Annotated in this window: 14 protein-coding genes; 1 reads left to right on the top strand and 13 read right to left on the bottom strand. The window is 65.2% G+C overall.

All coding sequences use genetic code 11. The annotated features are described in order from the left end of the window. Positions 1–152 precede the first annotated feature (152 nt). Both AC07O3_RS33760 and AC07O3_RS33755 read right to left on the bottom strand, forming a co-directional pair. Positions 153–518 (bottom strand): helix-turn-helix domain-containing protein, encoded by a 366-nt coding sequence (locus AC07O3_RS33760; RefSeq protein ID WP_309148866.1) that lies wholly within the window; start codon positions 516–518, stop codon positions 153–155. After that, entirely contained in the window at positions 493–669 is a 177-nt protein-coding gene (locus AC07O3_RS33755) for a hypothetical protein (protein ID WP_426389529.1), read from the bottom strand. The genes AC07O3_RS33760 and AC07O3_RS33755 overlap by 26 nt, the downstream gene beginning before the upstream one ends. A 227-nt stretch (positions 670–896) precedes the next feature. Between AC07O3_RS33755 and AC07O3_RS33750 the strand changes: the two genes are divergently transcribed. Next, a complete protein-coding gene (locus tag AC07O3_RS33750) occupies positions 897–1,295 on the top strand; it encodes a DUF4431 domain-containing protein (RefSeq protein WP_093060056.1) in 399 nt (132 codons plus the stop codon). Between the two features lie 195 nt (positions 1,296–1,490). Here AC07O3_RS33750 and AC07O3_RS33745 read toward each other — a convergent pair whose 3' ends face one another. The 11 genes from AC07O3_RS33745 to AC07O3_RS33695 form a co-directional block, all read right to left on the bottom strand. Then, on the bottom strand, positions 1,491–1,829 hold the full coding sequence (locus AC07O3_RS33745; protein WP_495341448.1) for a hypothetical protein: 339 nt from the start codon (positions 1,827–1,829) through the stop codon (positions 1,491–1,493). A gap of 4 nt (positions 1,830–1,833) precedes the next feature. Continuing rightward, the gene (locus AC07O3_RS33740; protein WP_495341447.1) at positions 1,834–2,280 is read right to left on the bottom strand and encodes a hypothetical protein; all 447 of its coding nucleotides are present in this window, start codon (positions 2,278–2,280) and stop codon (positions 1,834–1,836) included. A 62-nt stretch (positions 2,281–2,342) separates the two neighbouring features. Then, the gene (locus AC07O3_RS33735; RefSeq protein ID WP_495341446.1) at positions 2,343–2,669 is read right to left on the bottom strand and encodes a hypothetical protein; all 327 of its coding nucleotides are present in this window, start codon (positions 2,667–2,669) and stop codon (positions 2,343–2,345) included. A gap of 19 nt (positions 2,670–2,688) precedes the next feature. Further along, positions 2,689–3,159, bottom strand: a complete 471-nt coding sequence (locus AC07O3_RS33730; protein WP_495341445.1) for a hypothetical protein — start codon at positions 3,157–3,159, stop codon at positions 2,689–2,691. A gap of 25 nt (positions 3,160–3,184) precedes the next feature. After that, the gene (locus AC07O3_RS33725; RefSeq protein ID WP_495341444.1) at positions 3,185–3,499 is read right to left on the bottom strand and encodes a hypothetical protein; all 315 of its coding nucleotides are present in this window, start codon (positions 3,497–3,499) and stop codon (positions 3,185–3,187) included. 88 nt (positions 3,500–3,587) lie between these two features. Beyond that, the gene (locus AC07O3_RS33720) at positions 3,588–3,914 is read right to left on the bottom strand and encodes a hypothetical protein (protein WP_258353754.1); all 327 of its coding nucleotides are present in this window, start codon (positions 3,912–3,914) and stop codon (positions 3,588–3,590) included. Between the two features lie 2 nt (positions 3,915–3,916). Beyond that, the gene (locus AC07O3_RS33715; protein ID WP_495341443.1) at positions 3,917–8,356 is read right to left on the bottom strand and encodes an RHS repeat-associated core domain-containing protein; all 4,440 of its coding nucleotides are present in this window, start codon (positions 8,354–8,356) and stop codon (positions 3,917–3,919) included. A 23-nt stretch (positions 8,357–8,379) separates the two neighbouring features. Beyond that, complete coding sequence (locus tag AC07O3_RS33710) at positions 8,380–8,823, bottom strand: DcrB-related protein (protein WP_307614918.1); 444 nt, start codon at positions 8,821–8,823, stop codon at positions 8,380–8,382. Positions 8,824–8,848: 25 nt separating this feature from the next. After that, a complete protein-coding gene (locus AC07O3_RS33705; protein ID WP_495341442.1) occupies positions 8,849–9,292 on the bottom strand; it encodes a hypothetical protein in 444 nt (147 codons plus the stop codon). A 4-nt stretch (positions 9,293–9,296) separates the two neighbouring features. Next, positions 9,297–12,470 (bottom strand): type VI secretion system Vgr family protein, encoded by a 3,174-nt coding sequence (locus tag AC07O3_RS33700; RefSeq protein ID WP_495341441.1) that lies wholly within the window; start codon positions 12,468–12,470, stop codon positions 9,297–9,299. Between the two features lie 74 nt (positions 12,471–12,544). Beyond that, entirely contained in the window at positions 12,545–13,027 is a 483-nt protein-coding gene (locus AC07O3_RS33695; RefSeq protein WP_097198611.1) for an Hcp family type VI secretion system effector, read from the bottom strand. Between the last annotated feature and the right edge of the window lie 42 nt (positions 13,028–13,069).

Genomic DNA, 13,069 nt, shown 5'->3' with positions numbered 1-13,069 from the left:
TTCAAACAGGAACTCCGCCTAGAACTGCAACCCGCCGTCTTCTAGGAAAAACTGTCTCGACTAAACCGAGCAGGTCACAGTGAACAAATTGGGGATCGCGTCGACTTTGAGCGCATCACCGTGATCGCTGCTGCGCTCGACGATGCGGAAGCTCAGGTCTTGATCTGCCTGCTCTTCGCACGACCGAGCGCACGTCGCGGCGCCTTGTACTCGGGATCAACCGCCCTTAGTGCCTCAGGCATCTTCTCTGCAATGGCAATCAGCGTCTTCGCGGCGCCCGTCGGCTCGCGACGCCCCTGCTCCCATTGCTGCAAGGTACGCACCGAGACGCCCAACAGTTGCGCAAACCCGGCTTGCGACAAGCCCGCGTTCTCACGCGCGGCAACGACCGGCGTGTAGACCTTGCGCGTCTTGCCCGCGCCCATCTCGCGTGCAGACTGAATAAGCAAGGCCTCGAAGTCCTGGCTCGCTTCGAAGGCGGCCAGTTCGGCATCACCCATTGGCTTTTTCTGCGGCATCGCGCAACTCCTTCAAGGTTTCGCCAGAGATCGAATCGAGGTTCGCTTTGGCATAGATCAATATCAAGACGACTTCGTCGAACCTGCCGCGGTTGAAGTACACGACCCGTACGCCGCCGCTCTTGCCCGATCCGGCGCGGCTCCAACGCACCTTGCGGACCCGCCGGACTTCTGGACGAGATCGCCAGCATCAGGGTTCTCAGAGATGTAGGCCGCGAATTCACCGCGCTCGTCCTCTGTCCAATAATTCGGCCATAGCTTCTGGAAAAGTTGGTGTTCTAACGACGGTTAGCATGCGCCAAGTCGTACGCCACTGACGTATAGTCTACGCTTGCACGATCGTGAAGCCTGTCACGAATCCGGCATCAGAAATTCGCCATGCAAAACACGCCCTTCGCTTCAATCCTGTGTTCGTTAGCCTTCGCGCTCTGTGCTTCGCTCGCGACCGCCAAGCCCCTCCCTTATGAGCCAGCCGTCGTCACGCTCCAAGGCACGCTGCTCTCCGCTGACGGGATGAAGCCCGAGGGAGAGAAGCTCAAGTTCCCGGCGATACGGCTCACCGAGCCCATCTCCGTGCCGGAAGACGAGCCGCGCGATTGGCCTGCCGAGAAAAACGTGGTGCTACTGCACATGGCGCTCGACGAAAAGAACATGGCTGCGTTCAAGCGCCTCAAGGGCAAGACGGTCGAGGTCACCGGCCGACTCTTCCATTCGGACAATGGCAACCATCAGACGAGCGTGCTGATCTTTCCGGTGTCGATTTCGCCCATCAAGTAGCCCGAAAAGGCCCGCCGATTCACAGGGCGGTCAGCGCGGTTTAGCCCGGCTCACGGTTTGGAAATTTTTGCGGCTTCTTGTACGACAGGTTGATCGACTGGATCGGCTGAGCGATGCGACGCTCAAGGCCACGCGGGTTGTTAGGCAAGTGCCTACAGGCCGATTCGACGAAGTAGAGGTCGAGCCTTCGGCACCCTATCGCGGCATCCGCTTCGCCAGCTCGGCGCAGGTCAGGTCCAGGCCATCGGCGTGGATTGCCAAGGGGATGCCAAGCGTCTTTTCCAGGCACTTGAGCCACTGGAAGAAACCGACGGTGTGCGCTTCGTCAGCCTCGGTCATCTCAAAAATTCCGTTGCTCGCATGCGATCGCTGGACGAGTTCGATGAGCGAGATGAACGACTCCAGATCTTTCGCAATGTCGGCAGTGTCCAGTGCGCGTATATCGCGGATCAGGCTCAGCTCTTCCTGCATCGGCATCACGGTTGGCCGCACTGCCCAATGTGCCAACAGCTTGCCGGGGGTCATCGCGGTCATGGGCCTACAGGCTCTCGAAGAAGTAGGCCAGCACTGTGTCGTCGGCGAATCCCTTGTCGAACATTTCGTCCGAAAGAGACCGCGCGGCATCATCGAAGGAAACCTGGTCGAACTTCCGGTCTTGCAGCATCTTCACGAATGGTGCGCACAGTTCGGCAAGCTCCGCGTGGTCGACGGCAAGCTGCCTCACACCGTCGCTCATGACGTACGGCAAGACCACGAAAACGCGCAGGTCGAAGCGAACATGGAAGCGGGCCTGCATTTCCTTGCTGAACTCGCAATCGATCAGGTGCGAGTACCGATCGTTGGCGGGGCCGTGGCCTGTAGCGTGCGCCTTGGCTGCACTGAAGGCGTGGAGTACTTCGTCGAGTTCGTGAGCAGGCGCATCGGGCAGCGGCTTGAAGTCTCTTGCGGCGGCGAAGGCTTGGAGTTTCTGGATGGTCGGCGTCATGGCAAGTTCAGGGGCGCATCAAACGATCTCGGTGAACAGGCTCTCGAGCACGGTCGCCGGCATCAGTCACAGAATGCCGCAAGCCCCGAGTCTTCTTCTGCGGCACGATCAAGAATCCCCCGGATCGCCTTGAACGCAGCGATCTGCCCGCGATGAGCGCCAAGCACGCCGGTGCTCGCGGCGAACACACGCCGCATCGTCACGACCTGCTCGGGGCAAAGCAGCGAGTCGTCGAAGTAGGTGAGGTTTGCGCCCTTTTGCCCGCATTGGTCGAACACAACGTCCAAGGAGCGATGCGCATCGAAATCGATGGAGCCCGCATGCACCAATCCGCGCGGATCCTTGGGTATGGACCTGCATGAAGATGGGACGAAGTAGATGTCGAGCATGGGTGCAACGGGGCCACGCTCAACGCCGCAGCATCGAGCGGTAGTAGTCCGCGAGCGCACCGTGCGGAAGCAGAGCACCGGCAATCTTCGTCAGCACCTGCACGTCGCCCTCCTCCTTGCGGAAATGAACCGTGACACTGGAGGGAAGCAGCACCACCTGCTCGTCGCCCAGGTCGAAGTGTGTCGCGCCTTCGAAGGCGCTGGCGGCTTGCAAAGGCCCGGCAATGTCCGAGAAACCGGGTAGATCGCAATAGCCGAAGAAGTCGATGGTGTCGTGCGAGAAATTCTTTTTGGGGTCGAAGTGGAGGTTGAGGCTCCAGCCGTCGAAGTCGAAGGTGTAGACGGTCCCTGACCCCGTGCGCCATTGCTCGTCGGCCTCTTGCTCGCAGGCTGTCTGCTCCGGAATGCTCATGCCCGCGGCCAGATGCACGGCGCCTCGCTCGAGGTAGTGCAGAAGGTCGAGCTGCCCGGCGATGGTTTGCTTCAACATCCGACGTGCTTCACCAGCCTCCGTTTCACCGGAGACGGAAGTTCTCCGCCGCACTGCCGAGCCACTCTTGCTGAGCAGGAATGTGCGCCGCAAGTCCTTCCAGGAATGAAGCAAAGCACTCGAAGATTTTCACGGCCTCGGGATCCTCGGAGGTATGACCCCACCCCGTGGTGTGGGAGTCTTCGAGCTGGTCCAGTATCTTGAAGAAAACCTCGCTGTTGCGCGCGATGTCATCGGGCTCGAGCGCCATCAGGCCAAGCATGAAGCGCACCTCGTCCCCCACGGAAAGCAGTGAAGGCGCGTTCTGCAGGTCTTCGTACAACAGGTCGATCGATTTCATGGACTGCAGGCCTTCATGGGTCAGGTGACCTTGTGGTCGGAATGTGAGTTCCATTCCTGCCAAGGCATCGTGCTTCGCCCCGACAGGCTCAGTCGCTGAACGCCACAAGCCCCGCGCCTTTGCCGACCGCTCCTTCGAAGATGCCGCGCATTTCGTCGAACGCCGCAAGCGCCTGGCGGTTGCCGTCAAGCTCTCCCACATTCGAAGTGAAGATTTTCAGCAGCGTTGCAACCTGTGCGGGTTTCAGCAGGGAATCTTCGAAGTACTTGAAACTTGCGCCGGCCTTGCTGCCCTTGTCGAACAACACGGCCAGCGAACGGTGCGCATCGAGTTCGATGGAACCCGCCAGTTCCAGGCTGCCCGGGTCTTCGGGCATGTCCGTGGTGGAAGGGTCTGTGTAGTAGATGTCCAGCATAGTCAGTCCAGCGGGTGGAAGGTTCGAACGGTTCCGTCTTCGTTGACGGTGGCGCGATAGCGTTTGTATTGTCCGTCGTACTTCAGCCGGGACTCGAACACGGCCTTCCCCTCGTAGCTCGACTCCTTGCCGTGCTTGAGCGTCTTGCCCAGCAGCGAGGAAATCTCTCCCTGGCTCATGCTGGAGTTGAACTTCGACTTGTTGGGGAACCGCACCGGATCGACGTGTCGGTCGTAGATGTGCTTCCAGCCCGAGGTGGCATTGCCCTGCTCCAGCGTGAAGTTGCGGCTGCCCCTGTTGAAGCCGACCGGCCGTGCAAGCGTCTCGCCGCAGATCCAACCCAGCGGGTCGATCCACCGGATGGGGTTGGGCGAGTAGCTATGCAGGTTGTCGCCGCCCGCAAGCCCGATCGGGTCAGGGCTGATGAACCGCCCAATGTCCGGGTCATAGAACCGGAAGGTGTTGTAGTGCAGCCCCGTGTCCCGGTCCAGGTACTGGCCCTGGAAGCGCAGGTTCTGCTCGATGGCCTGGGGCACCGTGCCGGTCGATGCAACAGCGCGGCCATTCAGGGCCGTGACCTCCCACTGCTCGGTAACGGTCGCGCCCCATATCCTGTAGCTCGCGCGCCAGCACAGTTGGCCTTCGTTGTTGCTCAGTTCTTCCGGCAGGCCGGCGGTGTCGTTGTGAAAGTGAAAGACCTGTGCCGTGTCCGATGACTGGGCGGGCTCGGCCTTCGCGTCGAGCCGCGCGACTGGTACGTGGCTTTCGGCCTCGTACACATAGCTCACCACCTGCGAGCCCCTGCGCTCCTCTATCAGCCGCATCCCCTCCCAGACGAACCGCGTGCTGCCGAATGCATCGTGCTTCGCCACGCGCCGCCCCATGGCGTCGTAGTCGAAGCGGGTGAGTTGCGTGGTGGCTTCGGGCGTGCCCGGGCGGCGCGTGGTGTGCACGGCCATGAGGCGGCTTTCCTCGTCCCACTCGAAACGCTGCTCGGTGTGCCTGCCCGACCTCTTGCGCACCAGCCGGCCATGGCCGTCGTAGCTGTAGCGCTTGTCCTCGAACACACGCACGAGGTTGTCGCGCACATAGCCGGGCGCGGTCGATGATGCATCGAGCAGGTTGCCCGCGGGGTCGTAGGCGAAGCGTTCGCTGTTGGCGGCAGCCGCGCTGCGCAAGGTCTCCTCGATGCGCCCGGTAGCGTCGTACCGGTGCCCTGTCGTGCCTTGCAGCGAATGCCGGCTCTGCCGCAGCTCGCCCACTGGGTCGTAGCTGTATTCCTTCATCAACCCGTCGAGCAAGCGGGCCCCGGGCGTGCCGGCGCTGTCGATGGCCTGGCGCCAGCTCGGGTCTTGCGTAGTGAAGGCCGTGTCCAGCCCGCCAGCCCGGCACCACGATGCGGCACGTCGGCCCAAGGGATCGAGCGCGAAGCGGGTGTGCAGCGCACCCTGGCTGCGCGCCACTTCGCGGTGCAGGTCGTCGCGCTCGATGTCGCTGATGAGCTGGTGCACCGCGGGTGCATCGCCGCGCTGCTGCGACAGGTTGACCTGGTGCAGGTGGCCGGAGCCGTAGTACAGGTAGTTCAGCACACGCTGCACACCTGGCTGCGACGCGATGGCGGGCAACACGGTCTGCGTGCGGTTGCCCAGTTCGTCGTGCGCGTGGTGCAGGGTGTGCGTCTCGCCGGTGAGCTCGTCGATGGCGGTTTCTTCGATCAGCCGGCCGAGCTTGTCGTAGGCGAAAACGGTGCGGTGCAGCGTGCGCGCTTCGCCGCCGGTGCCGGGTTGCGGCGCCTCCAGCTTGACCGCCTCGGTCAGCCGATCGAGCTGGTCGTAGCTGTAGCGGTAGTGGTGGCTCTGGGTGCGCTTCCCGATGAGGCGGCCCGCGGCGTCGCGCAGCAGTTCGGTGCGCAAGGGCCGGCTCGCGGCAGGCCGTTGCTCGATGCCGTCGTGCAGCGCGAGGTCTTCGTCGCCGATGCCGGGCACATGGGTGATGCACACCGGCCAGCCGTTGGCGTCGTATTCCACCTGCACACGCGTGCCGCCCACGCGGCGCTCTTCCACCACGCGGTCGGCGGCGTCGCGCACGAACTCGAAGTGCAGGCCGTTCTCGTTGACGAGCGACTGCAGGCGCTGGGCGCTGTCGTAGTGCCACGCGATGCGGCGCCCCTCGGCGTCCTGCCGCGCCAGCGGTTGGCCGCGGCGGCCGAGCGCGAACTGCGTGCTGCGGCTCAGCGCATCGGTGGCGGCCACGATGCGACCGGCCGCGTCGTGGCGAAACGACTGGTGGCTGTTGTCGGGCTGCGAAACGGACAGCAGCCGCCCCATGGCGTCGTGGGTCAGCCGTGTGCGCTGGCCCGCGGCGTCGGTCACGGTCTGCAGGTGGCCCCAGCCGTCGTAGGCGTAGCGCGTGGTCTTGCCGGAGCAGTCGGTCAGCGCGACGAGCTGCGCGCACTCGTTCCAGGCCATGCGGTTGGTGCCGCCCTTGCCGTCGGTAACGACGATGGGCAGGCCCCGCCTGTCGTAGGCGTACTCGGTGGTGTGGCCCAGCGGATCGGTCTCGCGCACCAGGTTGCCCTGGTCGCTGTAGGCATAGGTCCAGGTGCTGCCGTCTGCAAGGGTTTCGCGCCAGCGCTCGCCGAACTCGGTCCAGCCTGTGCTCTGCGTGCGGCCCAGCGCATCGGTTCGGCTGCTCATGAACCCCATGGGGTCGTAGGTGCAGCGCGTGGTGGCGCCGCCCGGCTCGGTGATGGCAACGAGCTGGCGCAGCTCGTTGTACTGCGCATGCCATTGGCGGCCAGCCGCGTCGATGTAGTCGGTGACCTGGTGGTCGGCGTTCCAGTGCCAGGCGAATTCGCGGCCGAGCTGGTCGACGACCAGGGTTTCACCCAGCGCCAGCGCATCGTCTGCGGGGGGCGTCATGCGGCGCACGGTGTAGCTCTCGCCGTCGTTTGTCCAGTGGCGGGCCACGTGCGCGTCGCCGGCCGGGCCACGCCACTCGTAGCGGCACTCCAGCCCCGCCGCGTCGGCGTGGAAGCTCATGAGGCCCTGGGCGTCGTAGCCGAAGCGGCGCACCACTACGCCGTTGCGGTCGGTCACGTCGAGCAGGCGGCCTTCGGCGTCGTGCCTGTACGCCACCAGCAGGCCCGGCAGCTCGCCGGGCGCACCGGCAGCCAGGCGCACTGCCCCCAGCCGGCAGCTCTCGCCCGCGTAGTCGAGCGCAAGCAGGCGCCCGGTGCTGTCGGTCAGCTCGCTCAGCCGGCCCAGCACATCGTGGCGCAGGTCGATGAAGTTGCCGTTGCGGTCCTCGAGCCGCGCGAGCTTCAGCGTCTGCGTGCGCGGCAGTTCGGCGGACGGTGGCCCGAACATGAAGAACAGCCCGCCCGGCACGTGAATGAAGTAGTGGCCGCCTTCGGAGCGGCACAGGTCCAGGCCGTCGCGCAGGCTGTATTGCCGAGTACCGGGCTCGATGTCTGGCAGCACCATCGGCCGGCCCTGCTCATCGATTAGCGTCACGGTGGGCTGTCCGGCGGCGTCATTGCCCAGCCGCAGCTCCATTGCATAGGGCAGGCTCCAGCCCTGCCCCAGCGCGCCGTCGCGGCGCAGGTCGTGGCTGCTGTAGAAGCGCTGCCACGCAATGGGCAGCGGGCCGGGCAAGCTGAAGTCGAGCTCGCTCTCGCCGCCCAGAAACTTTCCGCCCGTGGCCGCATGCACCGGGTTGCCGAAGGAGCTGACCAGGCCGTGGATGCCCATGCCCAGCCCCACCGCGCCTTCGATCAGGCAAGGCAGCGCGTTCTTGCCCTGGCGCGCGAGCTTGGGCAGGCAGCGCAGGCCGCGGTAGATCATGACCACGTTGAAGATGGTCACCAGCACCTTCGAGATGAGCGGCACCTCGTCGGCCACCTCGCGCACGCGTGCGGTCGGCCCACCGATGAAGACGGTGGGCGAGCCTTCGCTCACCTTGGCGCCGCACTCGGTGTGGTCGTCCTTGCGCGAGGCCACGCCCATGTTGACGAACACGGTCTCCGCGCCCTCGGCAAGAAGGATCTGCGGCGAGTCTTTCTTGCAGCTCACGGTGTCCATCGGCATCTCGGGCGAGGCGCGCGCCGCGCCTATGGCCTTGTTGTCGATGAACACGTCCGACGAGCCGCTGGTGATCATGCCGGTCACGGTGAGGGTCTCGGGCACCAGCGCATCGGCAATCGACTCGCCCAGGCTCGCGCCGACATACCCGCCGGCCATGCGCGCGCCCACCACCACAGCGCCCGCCACCAGCGGCCCCGCAAGCCCCCCGGTGCCGACCACGGCGGCAGCGGCCACGCCCACCGCAAAGCCGACGGCGATGCCGCCGATCAGCCCGCCCGCGAACTTGGCCCAGAAGCGCGCGTGCGCATTGGTGTGGGCAATGGGGTCGTGCAGCCGGGCGGCGGGTTTACCGGCCATGGGTCGTCGTGGCCTTCAAGGTGTCAGGCCCTGGGCTGAAAGCTCTCGAGCGTGCGCCGCCACAGCGCGAGCGCCTCTGTGTCGAACGGCACGGGGCTGCTGGCCGTGAGAATGAGCACGGCCTTGCCGGTGGCGTCCTGCGGCAAGAGAAACACGGCCTGGCGCTGGTGCAGCGCCTGTCCGTTCTGCTTGAACTGCGTGGCGAGCTCGATGGCGCGCAGGCTCGCGATGGCGGGCCCCACGGCGATGTCGGTGCGCGACACCTCCTTCAGCTGGCTCACCTGGCGCGTCAGGTCGTTCATCTGCCGCGTGACGAACTGCGCCAGGCTCTCCTGCGCGCGCAGCGCATCGCGGCTCACGATGAGCGTGGTGCCGGAGCCATCGGGCATGGCCAGCACGTTCATCGAGCGATCGATGCGCCCATCGTCCGGCACGTCGAACTGGCCTTCCTGGATGTGGTACTTCATCAGGCTGCTTTCTTCCGGGTTTGTTCTATGCGGGGTCGAAAGCCACGAAGGCCAGGCAGTCGGGGTTGCGCTCGGTGAAGCCGAACGACAGCCGGCCCCAGCCGAGCGTGGCCGCGAAGGTGCTCGCTTCGTCGAGCGAACGGCCGCGCGGCACGTCGATGAGTTCCAGTGCGGCGTAGTGCTGGCGCACTTCGGCCATCGGCACGCAGCGCCCCTTCAGCTCCAGCACCAGGAAGCCCTGGCTCGCGTCTTCGCGCCTGACGCGCAGGTCGATGCGCGCAAGCTCAGTGCCATCGGCAAGGCGCACCGGCGTACCTTCGAAGAACCGGAACGCGTCGCCGCCCGCGGCATGCGTGTCGCTCAAGGTGGTCGACAGCGTGCGGCCGACCTCCTGCGTGGAGAACGGCAACTGCGCCGCCAGCGCATCGACGGCCTGCCAGAGCGTCATGGTCGTGGCTTGCCGGTTCATGGATTCAGTGCTTGCCGGCATATTTCTTGTCGTAGGAGTTGCCGTAGTACTGCGTGTACTGCTCGCCGGTGGTCGATGTGGTGAGCGTGCCGTAGTACTTGCCGGCCGCGGCTCTTGCGGCCTCCCGGGTACCACCCTTCACCATGCCGTTGTAGGCCTCGTTGAAAGCCTCCACGTTCGCGGGGTTCGCGCCCTGGAGGATGTCGACCTTGGCCGCGCGCCAGACTTCACGCTGCACCTGGATCTGGTTCAACGCGGCCTCGCCCTCGGAGCTGAGCATGCTGTTGACGAACGCGGTCTTCGAGGAAATATCGGGCTTGAAGCGGTATGAATAGACCGCGTGCCCGACCTCGTGCGACAGCGAGGCGGCGGTCTTGTACGGGTCGCTCGCGTAGTCGCCGTCGATCACGATCTTCCTGACACCCGGATTGGTGTTGGCATACGAGCCCCCGCCTGCAGCGCCATAGCTGACATTCCATTTCTCGCCCTGCAAAAACTTGATCTGCCTCTGCAGCGTGGGCGACCTCGCCGCGATGGCGTCGACACCTTTGCCGAGGCCGGTGGTGACGTAGCCCGGCGGCGCGGCTGCGGGCACAGCACGCTCCGATGCCTCTGCCGACGTGGCAGCGGCAGCGGGCGTCAGGGGCACGCCGTCTTCCACCACGGCTTCCTCGCTCTGGCTGCCGATGGGCGCATCGCAGTTCAAGAAGATCTTGCTGCCGCGCTGGTCGAGCTCGCCCGTGAAGTTGACGAGGCCCTTCACGCCGTTGATGTTCACCGTGCCGTCGGCCAGCAGCACGATGGACGACTTGCCGCAGATCAGCGAGATGCTGGTCTTGCCGGTAACGAACACGTCCTGATCGGCCGCCTGGATCACGACCGACTTGCGGCCTGTGATGTTGGCGTTGCTCTCGGTGGAGGTCATGGAGGCGTCGGTCTTCGACACCAGGTTGACGGCGCCCGCGCTGGCGTGCGAGACGATGTCGCCGCCCGACACCACGTTGACCTGTCCGCCCTCGCTCACCTGCGTGAGCATGCCGCCGGTAACGAGCTGCGTGAGCTGCGCGCCGGTGGTCAGCGTCATGGCCGAAGTGGCGCGCATCGACACGCTCTGCCCCGAGCTCACGACGATAGGCTTGGGACTGATCATGGTCTGCCCCTCGGGGCTGACGATGGAGACCACGGGCTTGTCGATCTTGCGCGAGAGGTCGAGCATCTGCTGCGCGTCGGCCATGGCGGGGTCGGGGTTGTCCGAGACGCCGGCTTCCGGCGTGCCGCCCGCGGCCAGTGCTGCCACGGCCTGCGAAACGCCGCCCGCGGCCTGCACACCCTGCACCAGGCCCATCAGCGTCTGGTTCTTGCCCTGCGCCATCGACCCCACCAGCGCCTTGGTGGCCGCGATGGCCTGGCCCGACGCCTGCATCAGCGCATTGCTCTGCGCCAGCGTGGCGCCCATGTGCTCGTGGCCGTCGGGGTTGTCGCGCGAGACGCGTTGCGCGTAGTCCTGCGTGTAGGTGGTCAACAGCAGGCCCTTGTCCGCGCGGATGGAGCCCCACTCGTTGGTGCGCAGCTCGAAGCCATAGCTGCGCTGCACGCCCGAGCCCTGGTTCATCAGGTAGCCCATGTGCAAGTGGGTGTTGCCGTGGTCGGTCGACAGCTCGATGTGCTCGGTGCCGCGGCTGTCCTCGAAGCGCAGCATGTGCTTGCCGCCGCCGCCCTTGCTCCAGTTCGTCTGGAAGCCGGTCTGCGTCTTGTGGCGTGGCAGCTCCCAGGGCGGCATTTGCGCGGCGTTGTAGACGCAGCCGGTGACGATGGGGTAGTCGGGGTCGCCGTTGAGAAAGTCGACGATCACCTCCTGCCCGATGCGCGGTATGTGCATGGCGCCGTAGTTGCTGCCGGCCCAGGTCTGCGACACGCGGATCCAGCATGAGGAGTTCTCGTCGCGCCGGCCATAGCGGTCCCAATGAAACTGCACCTTGATGCGGCCGTACTCATCGGTGTGAATCTCTTCGCCCGCGGGGCCCACCACCACCGCGGTCTGCGGCCCGGTGGTGCGCGGCCTGGGCGTGACGCGCGCGGGCCGGTAGGGCGCGCTGTCGGGCAGCACCTCGAAGGTCTGGCGATAGCTGGTGCTGCTGGTCGATTCGCTGTAGGCCGCGTCCGCCGCGCCGACCACGCGCAGCGCGTTCTCCTGGAAGTCGTAGGTCACGGCCTCGATCAGGTAACGGCGGTTGTCCTCGGCGTTCGGATGGCGCGCCAGCTCGAACAGGTAGCCCGGTGCCATGTGGCGCAGGTTGCCTTCGGCGCTCACCAGTTCGCGGCGCCCGGCGAGCTGCTCCAGCCGCAGGCGTGCATAGTTCTCGCCGTCACCCAGCTCGGTGTAGCCGCCGGGCCAGTCGTAGATCTCGAAGTCGTCGCGGCTGTGGCCGGCCGGCTGCTGGCGCACTGTGTCGATCTCGGCGTTGGGCTTCTTGAAGTCGTAGTCGTCAGCGGCGAAGTTGCCCGAAGCGATGTCTTCCGAATGGCTCCAGCTGTCGATGAAGTCCTGCTCGAGGATCTGCGCGGCCAGCACGCCCGCGTGGTACGGCACCTTCACCGGACCGCTGGGCAGGGGGGTGTGCGAATCCGCCCCGTCGCACAGCACCAGCTGATGGCTGCCCTGCGCGTGCGAGAAGAAGTAGTAGATGCCCTCCTGCTCCATGAGCCGGCTGACGAAGTTGAAGTCGCTCTCCGAGTACTGCACGCAGTAGTCCCAGGTGCGGTAGTTGCCGCTCAGGCGCGCGTCGACGGCATAGCCGTAGGGCGCGAGCACCTCCTGCAGGATCTGCGGTGCCGTCTTGAACTGGAAGATCTTGAAGTCGGAGCGACGCGTGGCGTACCACAGCCAGGGGCGCAGCGTGGCCTCGTACACGCACATGTCGCCGTCGTCCTTGCCCACGTAGGCAAAGCGCGTGACCTGTCCACTCAGGAAGCGCTTGCCGGCGCCGCCGAGTTCCGTGGCGAGGTTCACCTCGATGCTCATGTCCTCCCCCAGCATGCGCTTGGGCTGGATGTTGGGCATGTCGCTGATGAGCCGCACGCGATGCTCGAACAGTGCGGAGATGCGCTCCTGTCCCGTCATCGAGCGGAACTTCAGGCGCTCGCCCAACACGCTGTGGGCGATGAAGCTGCGGGTCATTCCTGGAAGGCTCCCTGGTCAATGCGAGCCCGGCGCGTGCCGCAGAAGCGAGCAACACGCCCGGCAAAGGGAACTCATGCTTCCTTGTTTTCCTTGATGTTCCAGCCCAACACCGTCTCGGCGCCCTTGCCGCCCTTGTCGGTCTGTTCCCAGTACTGCTGCTTCACCTTCGCGGCCTGGAAGGCGTACTGCACGAACACGGCGTCCGAACCCTGCTCGGCCGTGTACTGCACCGAGGTGACCAGCACTTCTTCGAGCGTGACGCGGGTGTATTCGATCTGCGAACCGCCGGCCTTGCACACCGACACTTCCACCTTGCTCAGGTGCTTGCCGCTGGCGCAGTTCTTGAGCACCGAAGGCGCCGCCTTGTCGATGCGTGCGAGCACCTGCAGGTCGTTGAAGCTGGCCTTGCCAACCCCGCCGCCGCCGCCGCTGACCATGTTTCCAGGCTGCGTTGCTCCCCACGCAAACGACTTGATGTCCGTCCACTCCTTGTGGTTCGAGTCCTTCGATTCGCCGTTTGCGCCTTCAACGCGCATGAACATGTCTACTGCCATGAGATCAACTCCCTCAGAAATTGCGTGCCCATCGAGGACACC

The sequence above is a fragment of the Variovorax sp. GW821-FHT09D05 genome (assembly GCF_059416325.1).
The sequence above is the reverse complement of the archived record's forward strand: the minus strand, read 5'-3'. Positions and strand labels throughout refer to the sequence as shown.

Bases quoted from the DNA above. Each gene is read 5' to 3' on its own strand.
- AC07O3_RS33705 (WP_495341442.1), bottom strand. From the start codon at position 9,292: ATGAACCGGCAAGCCACGACCATGACGCTCTGGCAGGCCGTCGATGCG.
- AC07O3_RS33710 (WP_307614918.1), bottom strand. From the start codon at position 8,823: ATGAAGTACCACATCCAGGAAGGCCAGTTCGACGTGCCGGACGATGGG.
- AC07O3_RS33740 (WP_495341447.1), bottom strand. From the start codon at position 2,280: ATGACGCCGACCATCCAGAAACTCCAAGCCTTCGCCGCCGCAAGAGAC.
- AC07O3_RS33735 (WP_495341446.1), bottom strand. From the start codon at position 2,669: ATGCTCGACATCTACTTCGTCCCATCTTCATGCAGGTCCATACCCAAG.
- AC07O3_RS33715 (WP_495341443.1), bottom strand. From the start codon at position 8,356: ATGGCCGGTAAACCCGCCGCCCGGCTGCACGACCCCATTGCCCACACC.
- AC07O3_RS33700 (WP_495341441.1), bottom strand. From the start codon at position 12,470: ATGACCCGCAGCTTCATCGCCCACAGCGTGTTGGGCGAGCGCCTGAAG.
- AC07O3_RS33730 (WP_495341445.1), bottom strand. From the start codon at position 3,159: ATGTTGAAGCAAACCATCGCCGGGCAGCTCGACCTTCTGCACTACCTC.
- AC07O3_RS33720 (WP_258353754.1), bottom strand. From the start codon at position 3,914: ATGCTGGACATCTACTACACAGACCCTTCCACCACGGACATGCCCGAA.
- AC07O3_RS33750 (WP_093060056.1), top strand. From the start codon at position 897: ATGCAAAACACGCCCTTCGCTTCAATCCTGTGTTCGTTAGCCTTCGCG.
- AC07O3_RS33760 (WP_309148866.1), bottom strand. From the start codon at position 518: ATGCCGCAGAAAAAGCCAATGGGTGATGCCGAACTGGCCGCCTTCGAA.
- AC07O3_RS33725 (WP_495341444.1), bottom strand. From the start codon at position 3,499: ATGAAATCGATCGACCTGTTGTACGAAGACCTGCAGAACGCGCCTTCA.
- AC07O3_RS33745 (WP_495341448.1), bottom strand. From the start codon at position 1,829: ATGACCGCGATGACCCCCGGCAAGCTGTTGGCACATTGGGCAGTGCGG.
- AC07O3_RS33695 (WP_097198611.1), bottom strand. From the start codon at position 13,027: ATGGCAGTAGACATGTTCATGCGCGTTGAAGGCGCAAACGGCGAATCG.